The organism is Bradyrhizobium sp. BR14999, from assembly GCF_056106085.1.
This window is the reverse complement of record NZ_CM148536.1, coordinates 3332637-3349171: the sequence shown is the minus strand read 5'-3', so window position 1 is coordinate 3349171 and position 16535 is coordinate 3332637. Positions and strand designations below refer to the sequence as shown.

Below are 16535 nucleotides of genomic sequence, written 5' to 3'. Positions count from 1 at the left end.
ACTGCCATGCCCGGCTTGGCAACGCGGCGGCGCGATCAATCGATGATGTGATAGCCGCCGTCGATGTAAAGCACACCACCGGTGATCAGCTTGGCGCCGTCGAGCGCCAGGAACGCTGTGGCATTGCCGACATCATCGATGCTGACGAGGCTGCGCGAGGGAGCTTTCGACTGCGCTTTGTCCATCAGCTCGTCGAATTCGGGAATGCCTGACGCTGCGCGCGTGGCGAGCGGTCCTGGCGAGATCGCGTGGACCCGGATGCCTTTCGGGCCTAATTCGGCGGCAGCGTAACGGACAGAGGCTTCGAGGGCTGCCTTCGCGACGCCCATGATGTTGTAGTTCTCCACCACCATCTGGCTGCCGTAATAGGTCATGGTGAACATCGTGCCGCCGTTCTTCATCAAGGGTTCGGCAAGATGTGCCATTCGCAGGAATGACCAGCAGGAGACGTCCATGGTCTTCAGGAAGCCATCACGGCCGACATCAACGACGCGGCCGTGCAGCGCCTCCTTCGGCGAGAAGGCGATGGAATGAAGCAGGAAATCGAGCTGCCCCCACTCCGATTTGATCCGCTCGAACACCGCTTCAGTCTGGCCTTCAACCATGACGTCGAGCGGCAGGAAGATCGGCGTCCCCAGTGCCTGCGCGAGCGGCTCGACGTGCTTCTTGGCGCGGTCGTTCAGATAAGTGACGGCGAGATCGGCGCCGAGTGCGCGAAACGCCTTGGCGCAGCCCCAGGCGATCGACTGGTCGTTGGCGATGCCGACGACGAGGCCTTTCTTCCCCTTCAGGGCGACTTTGCTGTCCGGATATACTGGAATCATGACACCCTCTCATGTCTGGGGTTGGGCGATTGGCCGTTCATCAGCAGCGACAACGTATGCCGCGCGATCATCAGCTCCTCGTCGGTCGGGATGACGTAGACCGGTATGCGACTGTTCTTCGTCGATATCAGCCGTGCGTGGCGGGCATTCGCGGCTGCATCAAGCGTGGCGCCAAGCCAGCCGAGGTGTGCCGCAACGCGGGCCCGAATGCCGCTCGAGTTCTCTCCGATGCCGGCGGTAAAGACGAACGCGTCAACACCTTGCAGCGCAGCGGCGAGCATCCCGGCGTTGAGGCCAATGCGATAGACGAAATAATCGACTGCCAGCTTCGCTTGCGGATCGGTGCTTGCCTCCAGCTCGCGCATGTCGTTGCTGACGCCGGACAGACCTTTCAATCCGCAATCGCGATAGAGGAAATCCTGCACCTTCGAGGCTGTCATGCCCTTCTCGGACATTAGATACAGCACGACGCCCGGATCGAGCTGGCCGGGGCGCGTGCCCATCGGCAGCCCATCAAGCGCGGTGAATCCCATGGTGCTCTCGACGCTTTGTCCGCCCTTTATGGCGCACATCGATGCGCCGCTGCCGAGATGGGCGACGATCACGCGCCGTTCTGCGATCTCCGGTGCAGTCTGGGGTAGCGTTCTGGATATGTATTCATAGGAAAGCCCGTGGAAGCCATAGCGCCGCACGCCTTCGGCGTGGAGCTGGTGCGGAATGGCGTAATGATCGGCCAGCGGGCCGTGCGTGCGGTGAAACGCGGTATCGAAGCAGGCGACCTGCGGCACGGTCGGGAAATTGTCCAGGATCGAGCGGATCGGCGCCAGATTGTATGGCTGGTGCAGCGGCGCCAGGGCGACGAAGCGCTCCAGTCGCGCCACCACGCCATGATCGACCAGAACCGGCCGCTCATAGTCCGGTCCACCGTGCACTACGCGATGCCCGACCGCCATGGGATGGATACGAACTTCGTTCCGCAGCCATTCGCCTGCCAGGTTCATCGCCGCCGGAACGTCCGGAATGGCCTCGATCGGATAGGCCCGGTCGGCCATGGGATCGCTGCCCGCGCCGCTCGCCCGCAGGCGCGGGCGGCTGCCGATGCCGTCCACCTGCCCCTTGATCAACCGGCGAAGCGTGCCTTCCCCCTCGATCACGAAGACCTGGAACTTGACGCTCGAGGAGCCGGCGTTGACGACGAGGATGCTGTCCATGGCGGTCACGCCGCAATGGTCGGCGCCTTCTGGCGCCGGGCGTGAGCATAAAGTGCCGCGACCGCACAGGACGCCATCCGCGCCCGCGGACTGTCCGCACGCGAGGTCAGGACAACCGGCACGCGCGCGCCGAGCACAATGCCGGCGCCGTCGGCCTTGGCGAAATAGGCGAGATTCTTAGCGAGCATGTTGCCCGATTCAAGGTCAGGCACGACCAGGATCTGTGCCCGGCCGGCGACCTCGGATTTGATGCCCTTGATCCGCGCGGACTCCAGGTCGATCGCATTGTCGAACGCCAGCGGCCCGTCGAGCACGCCGCCGGTGATCTGTCCGCGGTCCGCCATCTTGCAGAGCGCCGCGGCCTCGATCGTGGATGGGATTTTCGATGTGACTGTTTCGACCGCAGAGAGGATGGCGACCCGCGGCGACTGGCCGAAGCCGGCCTGGTTGTAGAGGTCGATCGCATTCTGGATGATGTCCCGCTTGGCATCCAGATCGGGAAAGATGTTGATGGCGGCGTCAGTGACAAAGATGGTCTCGGCATAGGCCGGCACGTCCATGACGAAAACGTGGCTTATACGCCGATCCGTCCGCAAGCCTCCGGCCTTCGCGGTGACGGCCCGCATTAACTCATCGGTGTGCAGGCTGCCCTTCATCAGCAGTTCGCCGCGGGCGGCGTGGATCAATTCGACGCCCTTCGCCGCGGCATCGTCGCTGTGAGCGGCATCGACGATTTCATAGCCGGAAATGTCCAGTGCGAACCTGGCGGCCGTATCCCTGATCTTCCGTTCCGGCCCGACCAGCAGGGGCCGGATGATGCCGGCCGCCGCGCTGTCGACCGCGCCCCGCATCGATGTCTCGTCGCAGGGATGCACGACGACGGTCGGCGCCGGCGGGATCGCCTTGGCCGCGGCGATCAGGCGATCATACTTGCTGGGAGAGTGCGTGGCCGTCGCATCTAGTGGCATGATGTCGCTCCCGATCGTTGCAACTCGCGCTACGAGGCCCTCGCTTTCGGATCGAAAGGGGCAACGTTCGACGCCTTGTCGGCATCTTCCATTGTGTCGATGCCAAACAGGCCGGCGACCTGCCGCAGGCGGATTGCGCGCTCGCCCGTGACATCCTCACTGGCCGAAAGCACCTGCTCGATCGCCTCGAAAGCCCCGCGGCGACGATTCATGTCGTCAGGCAGCAGCTTCGGAATAGCGCCGAGCGCCCCGTCACGATCGAGCAGCAGCATGAAGAACTGCTCCCGCACCAGCATTTTGAATTCGGCAAGGCTCATGCGTGCGCCACCATGTTTGCGGCGAATCTGGCGCAAAGCCTCGATACTTCGTTCGTCGACCATCCCCCGCGCCGAGCCGACATAGAGCAAGGCGCGCAGCGCCGCTTCACGAAGGCCGCCCTCGCCGATCCGCGACTTCAGATCGTCGATGCGCTTTTCGAGCATGGCGCGATGCTCGACGGACATTTCACGCCGCCGGGATGGCACGGAAGTGGGATCAATTCCGACTGCGGCCTGCAGCGCCGGCGACCCGTAGACGCTGAGGAAGATCGCTTCGCTGAGCGCCTCCTGTGAATCGCGCCAGCTGTCCAGGGCATGCACGATCTGCTTCGACATCTGCTCCTGGAACGCCAGGAATGGATTGTCCCTCGCGACCGGCTTGCGCTCCTCGACGGCCTTCTCGGCCAACGATTTCACCATCGCCATATAGGGATTCCGGTTGCTGAAGAGCTCGTATTGCAGCCGCAGCGGGTGCATGTTGTGGGCCCATTCGGCCATCTGGGGCGTCACCATGGCCTTGATCCATGGCTGAAGAAATTTCTGGTACGCCGCCAGATTGATCTCCGAGACGCGTTTGGCCGTGGCAAAGCGCCGCTCGTCCTCGGGCGAGTTGCCCCCCATGGCGCGGATATCATCGAGGGTCCGCGCCTCGCAGCGCATTACCCACTGGCCGACCACCAGATCCGAACTCGCGGTGTCCTCGCCTTTCGCCTCGAAGGTGGCTTCATAGAGCCCGGGTGGAAGAACGTCGATCAGGTCGATGTTGCTGGAAAACTCGGCATGTTCCTTCTTGGCAACGCCACCGGAGACGAAAATACCGAGATGACCGATGCTCTTGTGCACGGTGTAGACGATGGTCTGCCCATAGGCCCTGATCTCGTCGACGTCGGCGTAGCAATCCAGGATCCAATGCAGTGCCTGTTGCGGTGGCGTGATGTTGTCGCCCTCCGAGCAGAACACCACGATCGGCGACCTGATGTTGCGGAGATCGACCTTGCGGCCGTCGGACAATTCGATGTTGCCTGCCGCAAGATTGTTGCCGACGAACAGCTCGTCGACGATGAACTGGATCTCCGCGGCGTTCAGATTGACGTGGCCGCCCCACCAACGCTCGAATTCGAGATAACGCTCTGCCTCGGTGTCGACCTTCGAATAGACGTTGTACTGCTTGGTCCACAGCGTGTTTGACGGGTTCTGGCTCTCAAAATTCTGCACTAGCCAGGCGCCGTCGAATTTGCCGGCGCCGAGATCGCTGGTGAGCGCCGTGAGCCAACTCCCGCCCAAGAGGCCTCCGGAGTAGCGCATTGGATATTTTCCGCGCACGCCGGCCCAATAGCTGAGCGGCGCACCGGCGATGATCAGCGGCCCGAACAGTTCTGGACGCAGCGAGGCCAGGATCATGACGGCCCATCCGGCCTGGCAATTGCCGATCACACAGGGCTTGCCGTCGGCATCCGGGTGAAGGCTCATGACCTTTTCGATGAATATGGCTTCTGCACGCGCGATACGCTCAATGGTCTGACCGGGCATCGGATCCGGCAGAAATCCGATGAAATAGCAGGGATGGCCTGCTTTCATTGCCACGCCGATCTCGCTGTCCGCCTTGAAGCCGCCGATGCCGGGGCCGTGGCCCGCGCGCGGATCGACCACAATGAAAGGCCGACGGTTCATGTCGATCTCGACATTGTCCGGCGGAACGATGCGCACCAGCACGTAATTGACCGGCTCGACGAGTTTGCGGCCGTCCATGATCAGTTCGGCCGCATATTGGAGAACATGCGGCGCCGTTTGCGCGAGGTGTTCCCTGTACTGATCACCGCGCCGGCGCATGATATCCAGGAACAGGACAGTGCGTTGTCCCGCATCGACCAAATATTCGATCGCCGAGGCGAACGGCCCCGACATTGGACCGCCCGGAATTTGCACCTTGTCTATTGACATGTTTTCGACCTCTTTGTCGGGTTCGACAATTGACGGCGCCGGGCAAGGACGAACGTTGATCTAGGTCAAGATGATCTGCACGCTCGAAGGACTCTTATCCTGCAATCGAGTTCATGAGACACGGCTCACTTGACGAGCTGATTTCGCCGGACGACATCGGCATGTCACAAATCGCAAGTTACAGCGCGCAAGCTGTACTGAAGGACGGAACTCCGGTCCAGATCCGCGCGCTTCGAGCGAGCGACGAGGCGGATATGCTCGCTGCCATCGAGCGCACCGGGCCGAGCTCGCTCCAGAGCCGGTTCTTCGTCATGAAGCGATACTTCTCGGAGAAGGAACGCGCCTTCTTCATGGACGTGGATTTCAGCAATCACGTTGCGCTGGCCGCCCTCGTCGAAGAACAGGGTCGTCTCACCATCATCGGCGGCGGGCGATATATCGTCACAGATCCCGGACGGGCCGAGATGGCCTTCGTAGTGGTGGATGCCTGGCAAGGCCGCGGGATCGGCTCCCTGCTGCTGCGGCACCTCATCGACATCGCGCAAGAGCATGGGATGCAAGAGCTTACGGCCGAGGTTCTGTCCGACAACGCGCCCATGCGCGGCGTGTTCGCGAAGTCAGGCTTCAAGCCTGCGAGAAGCGATGATCCGAGGACAGTACGCCTGACTCTCACTCTTGGATCCGCGCGCCCGGCTTGAGCTTCATCTCAAGGCGATCGTGATCTGACTGATATTGGCCGCCAGCTCGAGTCCCGCCTTCGGGCCCTGCAGCACCATCGTCACGCCCTTTTCGTTGCGAAGGTGAACGCCGCTGACGCCGCCGACCAGCGCAAAACCGCCACCGACGGAGCTGTAGGTCCCAGCGAAGTCACTGATCTCGCGGATGCCCGAGGCCCAGCCGTCGAGACGGCCGACCGTGGCGCCGACCGTGATGCCGAAACTCAGGCCGCTGATCTTGAACGGATAGGTCTTACCGCGGTACGTCAGCACGCCGTTGCCGGCGCCACCGCCGACGAGGAGACCGGCCTTGACGATCTTGGCACTGACGTGACCGGCCGCTTGCGCAAAAGATGGCGTCGCCGGCATGGTCAGCCCGAGTGCCAGCAGCAGGAGCGCGATCAGGCGAAATGCGCGCCGGTGCGCGCGCCGTTCACGGTTTTTGGGCATCGACCTTCTTCCAGGTCTCGTCGGGATCGAATAGCGTGATCCGCTCGGCGATGAAGGCCGTGCGCTTGCCGATATCCTTCTGGTAAACGGTGCCGGCATGGTTGACCAGAAACGTCATCACGCCCGAATTGCCGTACTCCGCCGGCCAGGCGATCAAGGCGAAGCCGCCGATCATCTTGCCCTTGACGACGTAGTTGAGCGCGCCGCCGGGTGCGTCCCGCCCCTGGCCTTTGAGGATGCGGAAGTAGTAGCCATGATAGGGCGCAGGTCCGACATCGCCCGCGCGATAGCCCTCCTTCGAGGCTTCGGCCGCCAGCGCGCCGAGCGGGCTCGGGTCGCTGTCGTCGCGCCAGAACAGGCCGTCCTTCTTGCCGGGCGATGAAACGATGCGCTGCGCATAGACGCCGGCGCCTTCGCCGCGGTCCTTGTCGGCATATTCGTTCTGCGCGTCGACAAAGGCGAGCGCGGTCTGGATTGCGTCGAGCTCGTTGCGGCCGATGCGACGGCGCAGCACCTCGATCCGTCCCTCGTCGGTGTCGAACTCCCAACCGCTCTTGGTGTTGACCAGCGGAATCGGGAACGGGAAATCGTCCGGCCCCAGCATCAGGGTCGCAGTCTTGTTGCCCTCGGCCTTGATGCCGTGCTTGGCGTCATACATCGACGAGAAGCGCTGGCGGATGTCGTTGTCAGCGATCTCGTCGCCGGACGAGACGATATCTTCGGCAGCGCGCCCAAGCACCTTCAGAATGTCGCTTGGTCCGCTCTTGACTGCGGCCGCAAGCGCAGCCGCCGCGTCCTCCGGCGTCTTGTAGGATTGCTGTGCCTGTGACGCAGAGCCAAGAAGCGCCAGCGCCATGATGCCCGGCAACACCGCGCGGCGGAACGATTTCAGGCCCGTCATGGCGTCACCTCCGCAGGAATCTTCGCGCCGCCGGCGAGCCATTCAGCATAGCTGCGGAATGTCAGCCCGAGTTTTTCGTAATGGACACGCAGATATCCATCGCTGCCACGGGTCACGGCGGCAGGCATCACCTGCTCGACTTCCTGCGCCATCACGCCGACATAGGCCTTGTCGCTGCCGATGTAGCTGAAGCGATAGTAGCCGAGGCCGTTTGAGAGCTGACCGAGCAGCACAACGTCGTGCTTCAGCGCGATATCGGAGCGCCGGCCGCCGCCACCGCCGCGGAAGCCGCCTCCTCCGCCGCCACCACGGAAACCGCCGCCACCATGCATGGCCATTCCGCCACCACCGCCCCGCCCGGCAAAGCCACCGCCGCCGCCACCGCGCGGCATGCTTGCCATACTCGAACGCCCGCGCGCCGATGCCGCGGCCGCCGATCGGCCGGAGGAAACGTTCATTGCCCCGCCGCGGTTGCCGCTACCGCCACGATTGGCGGCAGCACCGCCGCCGGCTCGATTGGCAGCCTTGGCGCGATCTCCGCCGCCCTTGTTTGCGCCCTTGGCCCGGTCGCCGCCGCCCTTGGCACGATCCGCGGCCCCAGCGCGATCGCCACCGCCGGGCCGATCGCCGCGGTTGCCCGCACGGTCACCTGCGCGATCACCCGGACCCCCACGATCACCGGCACGGTCGCCCGCCCGATCTCCCGCACCTTGATTGGGTCGCAAGACCTGATTTCCGTCACGACCGCGGAAATCCATCCGGTCCGACACGCCGGCCTTCAGATTGTTGTTGCCGAAGCGCTGCTGAACGTTGGTGTTGTTGTAGCGAACGCCCTGGCGATGCGCCGGATTGTGCTGCCAGCCATTGCCGATGTTGGTGGTGCGATGGTTGACGTAGACATTGCGGTTGCCCCAGTTGCAGCCGCCGCCCCAGTAATTGCCCCAGCGTCCGATCGCCCAAGCGGTGCCGAAGGCGATTCCGGCCGCAACCATGCCGGCGCCGATATAGGACGGATAGCCCCAATAGTACGGCGGATACTCGGCATAGGGCCAGCTGCCGTAGACCGTCGCCGGATCGTAATACGGCACGTACATCGCTGAAGGATCGGCCTGCTGGATCACGACAACCTGCTTGCCTTCCTGGGACTGGACACTGACCTTCTGCTGCTTGGTCGTGACCAGCTTCTTGTTGTCATAGGCCTTGGTGCGCAGACGCTGGATCGCGTCCATCACATCGGGTTGCTGCGCGAGAAAGGCGTCGCCGAGTTTCTTGGTCCAGTCGAGCTGGTCGCTCATCATAGTCAACACGTCGGCAGTGCTGGCCAGCGCCTTGACGCTGTCGTCCCAGCTCTGCTTGTCGACCTCCGTCTTGAGCGCATCACCCTTGAGCTGCTTGCGCCCCTTCAGCCAGCGGTCGGCTTGCACCACCTCCAGCGGATAAGTTGAGGCCGCCAGCACGTTGGCCAGCAGCTCGTCGGGATAGAGCGCGATCGGCGCGACGAGGGCCTCAAGTTGCTCGGGCTTCAAGAGCTCGGCAGTCGCCGCAGGCGGGCTCGCTGATTGCGCCTGCGGATTTGGGGCTGCAGGTGTCGTTGTGGTCTGCGCCGTTGCAGCGACCGAAGTCGCCATTACGAGCGCAAGCGCCATCAGGGTCTTGCCACAGCGAAACATCACATCCTCCCTCAGACTTCCAATGTGGGAAGATCAGGCCGGAGCGCAGGCGTTTGTTGATCGAGATCAACGAAACGAATTCGTCGCGGCTGCTGCAGCGCGAGGACGCACGATCATCCGCCCAGATTTTAGGCCAGGACGACTTTCCCCCACCGATCCAGAGGCATGATCATCAAAGTACCGCCTGTCAGCGGGCGATCGGAAGCCGGATCGTGAACAGGGCTCCGCCAGCGAGCTGGTTCGCCGCGACAATTGCGCCGTGATGGGCCTCGATGATGGTTCTGGCGATCGCGAGTCCCATGCCCATGCCTTGCGGCTTGGTCGTGAAGAACGGATCGAAGACGTTTGCGAGATCTGAGGCCGCTATTCCGGGTCCGGTATCGGCGATCCTGATCTCGGCCTGATTGCCGGCACGGAGGGTTGAAACGCTGACCTCGCGCTTTCCGGTGTCCGCATCGGAGATCGCATCCATCGCATTGATGATCAGGTTGAGGATGATCTGCTGAAGCTGGACCGGATCGCCCTTGACGCGCAGATCGGCCAGCACAGGCATGTAGATCAGCGTGATCCGGCGTCCGTCGGCGACGGCCTTCACAAGGCCGATCGCTTCGCGGACCGTATCGTTGAGCTCGATGTCCTTGACCTCAAACGGCGTCTTTCTCAGAACGCTGCGCAGCCTGCGGATCACCTCGCTTGCACGTTGATCGTCACGTCTGATGTCGGCAAGAATCTGACGAATCTCGTTGATGTCCGGCGAACTGGCCTTGAGCATCAGCTCAGCCGTCTCGGCATTAGTCAGGATGGAGCCGAGCGGCTGGTTCAATTCATGGGCAATCGAGGTCGTGAGCTCGCCGACAGTCGAATAGCGATTGACGTGGGCCAGCTCTGTGAGCCGCTGGCGCGATTCCACTTCGGCGACGCGGCGGCGGCGACGCTCGTGCAGCAACCCGCTGATGAGACCTGCCTGTACCAGAAATACCGCCGCGATCATCAACATCTGCCAACGATAGCGCACCCAGATGTTCGGCTCGCGAAACAGGATCTCGCTGCCGGGAGGCAAACGACTCTCGCTGATGCCCCAGCGCTGCAATTCCCGCCAATCATATCTCGGCGCAGCGAAGCCGATCGGCTCATAATGGATGCTCGCCGGCTTCGCGCCGCCGAGAACGCCGAGCGCGGCGGTGACGGTCCTCGAACTCGTGTCCGCAATCAAATGCATCGGCCCACCGACCGTGCTGTTACCGAAGAACGGCTCCTGGTAGGAGAAGATCGGAGCATTCGCGACTGCGTGCAGGCTGCGCAAGGCGATGTCGCTCTCGTGGACGACCCCAGCCGCATCGACCGACATCAGGCCCCAAAACAGCACAGTGTGCGGCGGGAGTTTTGATGCGCGTTTCAGTATTTCCTCGAACGACAAATCCGAATACCAGACGAGCTCTACCCGCTCGCCGAAAGATTTCAGCTCCCGCTTCACCTCCTCTAGCCAAAACTTCTCGAGCGGCGAGGCACCGATGACGACCGCAACCGACCTGGTGTCCGGCAGAACCTGAAGGATGTTGTCGAAGGCCGCCACGAAATCGTTCCGGATCGCCACGACGACATCGTTGTCGCCGAGATCGGCGCGATTGATCAGTCGATGCTCGACTGCAGAGAGAATCAACGGCGTGTGGGGGAACAGTCTGGCGCGGTATTTCTGCGCAAACCGCGCGGCAGGCGCGCCGATGCTCAACACGATGTCGGGCATCGCGCCCTGGTACAGCGAGTGCAGATACTCGACGAAAGGCGCCTCGGGACCAGGATTGTTGAAGCGCGCGGTGAGCAGCGCGTGCTCCTGGATATCGAGCGGCCAGGGCGATTGCCGCTCCAGTTCGGCCTTGATGTCACGCGCATACTCACTCCACGGCCGAAACTCGCGACCGAAGGAATGCAACACCAGCACGCGCTTGAGCTCGCCGCGCAGACTTCGCTCGACGGCCCCGGCCCGCTCGGGCGACAGGCACTCGGCAACGAGCAGGCCGAGACAGAGTAACGCGGCCACGAGCCGCGGCCTCACCCCGTTAATGGACGCGCCCCCGCTCATGCTACACCCTCGCAGCTTCCGGCAGCTGCTTTCCAGGCAATTTTAGCGGGGATTGCACCGCACGGACAGCCCCGAGGCGGGCCTCAGCACCGCGTGACGACCCGCCCATAAGCGTCCACGACCTGCGCGCAGGAGGGCGCATAATAGGCCCCGGCGGCTCCCGCCGCGGCGCCAACCGCAACCGCCCGGCGCGTCGTTCGACGCGCGACGCCGGCATAGCTCATGGGCGTGAGGGGGCGTCCCACCCTCGCCTGCGCCTCCGAAAGAAAGCCGCTCTCGTCGATACGCGGCGCATCGCTCCAGGACAGTCCGGCGGCAAAAGCGACCATTGCAGCCGCGCCGATCAAGGTTTTCCGCAGCATGATCATTTCTTGGCTCCTGTCGGTGTGCCCGGAGGAAGTTCGTCGAAATCCGCCATCGCGACCGAGTTGATGTCGACCTTGGTGGTGCCGGCTGGCGCCTTGAATACAAACGTATCCTCGGCAAAGGCGTCGATCTTCCAGTCTCTGGTCCGCAACGTGTATTGCGGTGCGCCCGTGACCGTTTTGCTGGTGATCACGTATTTGCGCGGCACCGGCTTTGCACCCGTTTCGATCCAGATCTGCCAGTCCGTGTCGGCCGTGCGAAATGCGAGATGCTCGCATTCGACGCCGTCGATCACGCCCTGCCCGACATGCTTGCCGTCGGCGGCCGTGGCCATCAGCTCCTCGAATGCGTTGGTGAGCAGCAAATCGGTACCGGGCATGCCGAGTCCGGAATGGGTCTGCATCTCAGTGATCATCTGATCCACCGTGCCTGCCATCTCGGCCTGCATGTAGGATTTGGCGTCGTTGCCGTAGAGCGAGACGGTCTTTCCGTCATAGACCAGCTCGACATCGGCATAGCCGCCGGTGCGCCTGACGCGCAGCTTGTCGGGCCGCCCCAGCTTGAACTGGCCGGAGCTTGCGAACTGGATCTTCTGGAGCTCGGGGGTGATGATCTCGATATCGCTGTCGAATGAGGCGGACAGTGTCGTCTGGCTGCCGAGATAGTCCGTCATCGACTTGAGGATCTTGGCCGGGTCATCCGCACGTGCCGGCGAGGTCGCAGCAAGCAGCAACGCTGCGCCGGTAGCGAACAATGTCCTTCCAAAGCCTGTTATTGGTTTCATTGCGAGTCCTCCTAGAATGAAGGACATTGAAATGCGCTGGCGGTCCGCTTGTTTGACTTGATTCAAAGCTGGCATAACTTGTCGCTAGGGCGCCGGGCAACGGTGATAGCGAATCTCCATGTCCTCCATGCCTGGGAACAGCCGGACGAGGCTGTTTGCATCCAGCTCTTTCAGGCTGAATTGAACGCTGGAGAGCATCATGTCGGTCGCGCAGGCCGCAACCAGGTTGACGGTCGGGCCGTCGTCCTTCCGCGCCTTGATCCGGCAGCGGGCGAACTTGCCGATGATCTGTTCGCCATCGACAATGAAGCCGCCGCCATAAACATCGGACATGTCGGTGAAGCCGAGCTGCATCCCCTTGCGCGCGAACACCTTGGGGCAATTGTCGGAATCGGTCACCCATGCACCGTTGAGGTCGAGAGCAACGGCACGGCCACCCATGACAAGCAGCGGGACCAGCAACGCCGTGCCGAGCGCGACCACCTTCCGTGAACACATATCGTCTTCCTTCCTAGGCCGTTCAATGACCGCTCAGCACAAGTGTCTGGATCGGCAGCAACAGCGCCTGGATACGCAGCAGCAGCGCGTGTACGAGGCCGACGCCGTCCACGACGTGCAGCGCGATCTTCCGGCTGGTCGGAGTGTCCTTGGCCGAGATTTCCTCGTGATTGCTGGTGTAGGCATTGACGATGCAGCTGCTGCCGGGTGTGACCCCATCCAGGCCGCCTTTGTAAAGCGGCTCCAGAAATACCAGGATGGTGCCGGGACGGACGGCGTTCTGTGGATCGATCAGCTGCTCGCCGGATCGGAACTGTCCGGCAGCGATGTAGTCCTGCACCGTGGTGATCACCATCGGGATGATCACCCATGGCTTCGAGATGCAGGTCGCTTCCGCCACCATGCCTTCCTTCATCACCTGCGCCTCGATCTGGCCGAAACCGGCCTGAAGCGCCTTGCGGCCAGCACCTTCGGGAACGAGAACGCCTGCGGGGCGCATCAGCTGATTGACAACGTCGCCGGGGCGAACCAGGAACTGCTCGACGCGCCCGTCGACGCCGGCGCGCACGAGGGTCTTGTCGAGATCGACCTGGGCCTGGTCGAGCGCGGCCTCCGCACTGGCCTTCTGTGCCGGCAGCAGGATGGAGACCTGCAAGGATGCCGATTGCTTCGCGGCCGTCGCCGCATCGATGCCGGACTGGCGCTGGTCAACCAGGACCTGGAGCTTGTCGATATCACGTTGCGGGACGATGCCGGGATTGCGACGCTGGAGTTCGCTCTTGACCTCGAGTTCGTCCTTGGCCTGCTGGTAGTTGGCTTTCGCTTCCCCGATCTGCGCCTCGGCCTTGACCACGTCGGCCTGCGCCGTCTGCATGGCGGCGTCGACCTCCGCGACCTTTCGCTTCGCCGTCTCGTAGGCGGCCCGCTGCTTCGAGGCGTCCAGCGTGAACAGCACATCGCCCTTCTTCACCGGAGCAGTGAAGCCGACCTTGACCTCAGCCACGCGGCCCGAGCCTTCGGGCAGGATCGGCACGGTACGGAAATAGAGCGTCGCCGACGACGTAGACGGATGGAAATAGAAGATCATCGTGATCAGCGACACCGTCAGCATCAGGCAGGCGGTGATGCCCCAGCGCAGCTCGTACCAGATCGAGAAGAAGGTGATCTCCTTGCCAAAGCGCTTGCCCTGGGCGTAGCGACGGTAGAGGTAGTCCGGCAGGATCGTGACAAGGGAGCAGATCAGCAGCTCAAGCATGGCTGGGCTCCTTCTCCTTGGCAGACCCGGGCTTTTCCGCTGGAGGCGGCGTAGCCGCAGCGTCTGTCGGGATTTCCTCGCCATTTCCGGCCGGCGTCGCCTCTGCAATCTTCTCGACCGACCCGGCAATGCTGCGCAGCGGTGTGCCGAAATCGGGGAGATCGATCAAAGCCAGCAGGAGCCCCGCAATCCAGAAGATATGCATGTGCGTAAATAGCGAGATCAGACCGAGCACCGCAACGAACTCGAACTGCAATTTTTGCGATTTGTGCGCCATCCGCTCCGGCAGGCTGTGCAGCTTCCAATAGAGCGTGCCGACCCAGAGCACAGTCCCGATCAGAAATATGCCCATCACCACCATCAGCGTATCGGTCCCGCTGCCCGGCGCGAGATAGAATGGCAGATGGTGCGGGGCCATCGGATGAAGCTGGTCGCTCAAACGTCTCTCCCAGTCAAATGCGCATGTGTGCCACTCTGCTCAGACAGGCTTCCGGTTTGCTTGATTTGAATCAAGGGAACGCCCTCCGCCGGGCTTAGCGTTCCTCGGATGCTGATTTGATAACCATCAGGAGCCGCAGCCATGCCCGGCCTCGACGATCTCATCCCCAACGCCGCCCAGATTCGAAAGGAAGCCGCCCTCAAGGAGGCTGAGAAGGCTGACGAATATGTCCGCCTCGCAGCCGCTGCCGAGGCCGAGAAGCGCGCGCTGATCGAGCGCTTGAGCAAACCTTCCGGCAAGACCGAGGAGGAGAAGATCAAGCTCGCCTCGACCATCATCCAGCGTGCGGTGCGAAACGGCCTGACGGAAGTGCTGGTGTATCGTTTTCCCAACTCCCTCTGCACCGACAAAGGCCGCGCTATCAATCAGATGGAAAAGGGCTGGGAGAACACCCTAACCGGCATTCCCAAGGAGATCTTCCAGCTCTGGACCGACTACCTGAAACCACGCGGCTATCGCATTTCCTATCAGATCATCGAGTTCCCTGGCGGTGTGCCCGGCGATATCGGCGTGACCATTTCCTGGGACGATTGACGAGCAACAGGAAGGATCGGCATGGCCAAGGACGTATCTGCGGAGCGGATGAAGCGTAAGGACTACGAGAAGGAGCTTGAAAAGCTCCAGGTCGAGCTGTGCCACCTTCAGGATTATGTGCGGGAGAACAAGCTGCGGGTCATCGTCCTGTTCGAAGGCCGGGACGCCGCCGGCAAGGGTGGAACGATCAAGGCCATCACCGAGAAGGTCAGCCCGCGCGTGTTCCGCGTCGTTGCCCTGCCCGCGCCATCCGACCGTGAGAAGACGCAGCTCTTCTTCCAGCGCTACATGGAGAGATTTCCGGCCGGCGGTGAGATCGTGATCTTCGACCGAAGCTGGTACAATCGCGCGGGCGTGGAATACGTCATGGGCTTCTGCACCCCCGCCGAGCACGAGCGCTTCCTCACGCTGTGCCCGCAGATGGAGAGATACGTCATCGATGGCGGCATCATCTTGATCAAGATCTGGCTCGAAGTGGGCATGGACGAGCAGGAACGCCGCTTCCATGCGCGCATCGATGATCCCGTGCGGCAATGGAAGCTGAGCCCGATGGATCTGGAGTCCTACCGGCGCTGGTACGACTATTCGCGAGCTCGCGATCTGATGCTCAAGCAGACCAGCACCAAGGAAGCGCCGTGGTACATCATCCGCTCCGATGACAAGCGAAAGGCACGGCTGAACTGCATCTCGCATCTCCTCGGCGCGATCCCCTACAAGCGCATCAAGAAGGACACGATCAAGCTGCCGAAGCGCTCCGAGAAGGGACGCTACAACGACCAAGCCAGCCTAAAGGGAATGAATTTCGTCGCCGAGCGATATTGAAACGCGAACGGGCTGCGGTGGCGCAGCCCGTTGCGTGTTCGGATCACTTCAAGCGGATTGTGACGCCGCCGACGGCCGCCGATACTTCCGCGCCGACCCGCGGGCCGCTGAGCTGGAGGATCACGCCATTGCTGTTCTGCAACTGAACGCCACCAGCGCCTGCGGCGACTGCCCCACCCGCTCCCCCCACGGCATAAGAGCCTTCGATGGACGCCGGCCCCTTCAGATTGAGGGCTCGGCCGACGAACTTCGTGGTCGACGCTCCGACCGTCAAGCCGACGCTCATGCCGGACACAGTGAAGGGATATTTCTTGCCCCGGTATAGCAGGACGCCTTCGCCGCCCCCGACACCGACGATAAATCCGCCCTTGGTGAACACGACGGCAACCTGGCCGGTGTCAGCACGCGACGGCGTGCTGACACCGGTAGCGGCTGCGATCGATGCAATCAGGACGGCGCCGATAGTAACTTTCCTCATGATGTTTCCTTCCCCTCTTCTGGTCATTGCGCCAGGATCATTGATCTTGAAGACGTGGAATCCGATCGCCCAGACGATGAACGACGGGATGGTGCAGGCAATGAAACCAACGATAAGGATCTTCAGGGCGAGCGGACCGGTGAGCTGCGCCAAGAGCAGTGCGCGGCCTTGGGCTCTTTGGACATCTGTCTGTCCCGATCCTTGAGGGCGAAGGTGATGCG

The 16535-nt window shown here is 62.5% G+C and carries 17 protein-coding genes; 3 read left to right on the top strand and 14 right to left on the bottom strand.

Going from position 1 to position 16535, the window contains the following annotated elements:
- Positions 1 to 35: 35 nt before the first annotated feature.
- Genes fabI through ACR9YP_RS15415 form a run of 4 tightly spaced genes read right to left on the bottom strand, consistent with a single transcriptional unit; the run spans position 36 to position 5261 of the window.
- Positions 36 to 824 (bottom strand): enoyl-ACP reductase FabI, encoded by a 789-nt coding sequence (gene fabI, locus ACR9YP_RS15430; protein ID WP_091878405.1) that lies wholly within the window; start codon positions 822 to 824, stop codon positions 36 to 38.
- Positions 821 to 2035: an acetate/propionate family kinase gene (locus tag ACR9YP_RS15425; protein WP_091878407.1), complete on the bottom strand. Its 1215-nt coding sequence runs from the start codon at positions 2033 to 2035 to the stop codon at positions 821 to 823. Before ACR9YP_RS15425 ends, fabI begins: the two co-directional genes overlap by 4 nt.
- A 5-nt stretch (positions 2036 to 2040) precedes the next feature.
- Positions 2041 to 3003: a phosphate acetyltransferase gene (locus ACR9YP_RS15420; protein WP_091878409.1), complete on the bottom strand. Its 963-nt coding sequence runs from the start codon at positions 3001 to 3003 to the stop codon at positions 2041 to 2043.
- A 29-nt stretch (positions 3004 to 3032) separates the two neighbouring features.
- On the bottom strand, positions 3033 to 5261 hold the full coding sequence (locus tag ACR9YP_RS15415; protein ID WP_474220335.1) for a DUF3141 domain-containing protein: 2229 nt from the start codon (positions 5259 to 5261) through the stop codon (positions 3033 to 3035).
- Positions 5262 to 5374: 113 nt separating this feature from the next.
- Between ACR9YP_RS15415 and ACR9YP_RS15410 the strand changes: the two genes are divergently transcribed.
- A complete protein-coding gene (locus ACR9YP_RS15410; RefSeq protein WP_474220334.1) occupies positions 5375 to 5959 on the top strand; it encodes an N-acetyltransferase family protein in 585 nt (194 codons plus the stop codon).
- Positions 5960 to 5962: 3 nt separating this feature from the next.
- On the opposite strand, the gene ACR9YP_RS15405 is transcribed toward ACR9YP_RS15410, so the two are convergent.
- From ACR9YP_RS15405 to ACR9YP_RS15365, 9 genes are all read right to left on the bottom strand, one after another.
- Positions 5963 to 6427 carry a hypothetical protein gene (locus tag ACR9YP_RS15405; protein ID WP_091878414.1) on the bottom strand — a complete coding sequence of 155 codons (465 nt, stop codon included), beginning with the start codon at positions 6425 to 6427 and terminating at the stop codon, positions 5963 to 5965.
- Positions 6411 to 7328, bottom strand: coding sequence for a DUF2950 domain-containing protein (locus ACR9YP_RS15400; RefSeq protein WP_091878416.1), 918 nt, complete (start codon positions 7326 to 7328; stop codon positions 6411 to 6413). Before ACR9YP_RS15400 ends, ACR9YP_RS15405 begins: the two co-directional genes overlap by 17 nt.
- Positions 7325 to 8998 carry a DUF3300 domain-containing protein gene (locus tag ACR9YP_RS15395; RefSeq protein WP_091878418.1) on the bottom strand — a complete coding sequence of 558 codons (1674 nt, stop codon included), beginning with the start codon at positions 8996 to 8998 and terminating at the stop codon, positions 7325 to 7327. Before ACR9YP_RS15395 ends, ACR9YP_RS15400 begins: the two co-directional genes overlap by 4 nt.
- A 187-nt stretch (positions 8999 to 9185) precedes the next feature.
- The gene (locus ACR9YP_RS15390; RefSeq protein ID WP_091878420.1) at positions 9186 to 11078 is read right to left on the bottom strand and encodes an ATP-binding protein; all 1893 of its coding nucleotides are present in this window, start codon (positions 11076 to 11078) and stop codon (positions 9186 to 9188) included.
- A gap of 83 nt (positions 11079 to 11161) precedes the next feature.
- Positions 11162 to 11440: a hypothetical protein gene (locus tag ACR9YP_RS15385; protein WP_474220333.1), complete on the bottom strand. Its 279-nt coding sequence runs from the start codon at positions 11438 to 11440 to the stop codon at positions 11162 to 11164.
- Between the two features lie 2 nt (positions 11441 to 11442).
- Entirely contained in the window at positions 11443 to 12228 is a 786-nt protein-coding gene (locus ACR9YP_RS15380; protein ID WP_091878424.1) for a DUF2092 domain-containing protein, read from the bottom strand.
- A gap of 84 nt (positions 12229 to 12312) precedes the next feature.
- The gene (locus ACR9YP_RS15375; protein ID WP_244550928.1) at positions 12313 to 12711 is read right to left on the bottom strand and encodes a hypothetical protein; all 399 of its coding nucleotides are present in this window, start codon (positions 12709 to 12711) and stop codon (positions 12313 to 12315) included.
- 37 nt (positions 12712 to 12748) lie between these two features.
- Positions 12749 to 13981 carry an HlyD family secretion protein gene (locus tag ACR9YP_RS15370; RefSeq protein WP_091878428.1) on the bottom strand — a complete coding sequence of 411 codons (1233 nt, stop codon included), beginning with the start codon at positions 13979 to 13981 and terminating at the stop codon, positions 12749 to 12751.
- Positions 13974 to 14399: a hypothetical protein gene (locus ACR9YP_RS15365; RefSeq protein ID WP_091880215.1), complete on the bottom strand. Its 426-nt coding sequence runs from the start codon at positions 14397 to 14399 to the stop codon at positions 13974 to 13976. Before ACR9YP_RS15365 ends, ACR9YP_RS15370 begins: the two co-directional genes overlap by 8 nt.
- Positions 14400 to 14561: 162 nt before the next feature.
- Between ACR9YP_RS15365 and ACR9YP_RS15360 the strand changes: the two genes are divergently transcribed.
- Both ACR9YP_RS15360 and ppk2 read left to right on the top strand, forming a co-directional pair.
- Positions 14562 to 15014, top strand: coding sequence for a hypothetical protein (locus tag ACR9YP_RS15360; protein WP_091878430.1), 453 nt, complete (start codon positions 14562 to 14564; stop codon positions 15012 to 15014).
- 21 nt (positions 15015 to 15035) lie between these two features.
- On the top strand, positions 15036 to 15836 hold the full coding sequence (gene ppk2, locus ACR9YP_RS15355; protein WP_091878432.1) for a polyphosphate kinase 2: 801 nt from the start codon (positions 15036 to 15038) through the stop codon (positions 15834 to 15836).
- Between the two features lie 43 nt (positions 15837 to 15879).
- On the opposite strand, the gene ACR9YP_RS15350 is transcribed toward ppk2, so the two are convergent.
- Entirely contained in the window at positions 15880 to 16314 is a 435-nt protein-coding gene (locus tag ACR9YP_RS15350; protein ID WP_091880218.1) for a hypothetical protein, read from the bottom strand.
- Between the last annotated feature and the right edge of the window lie 221 nt (positions 16315 to 16535).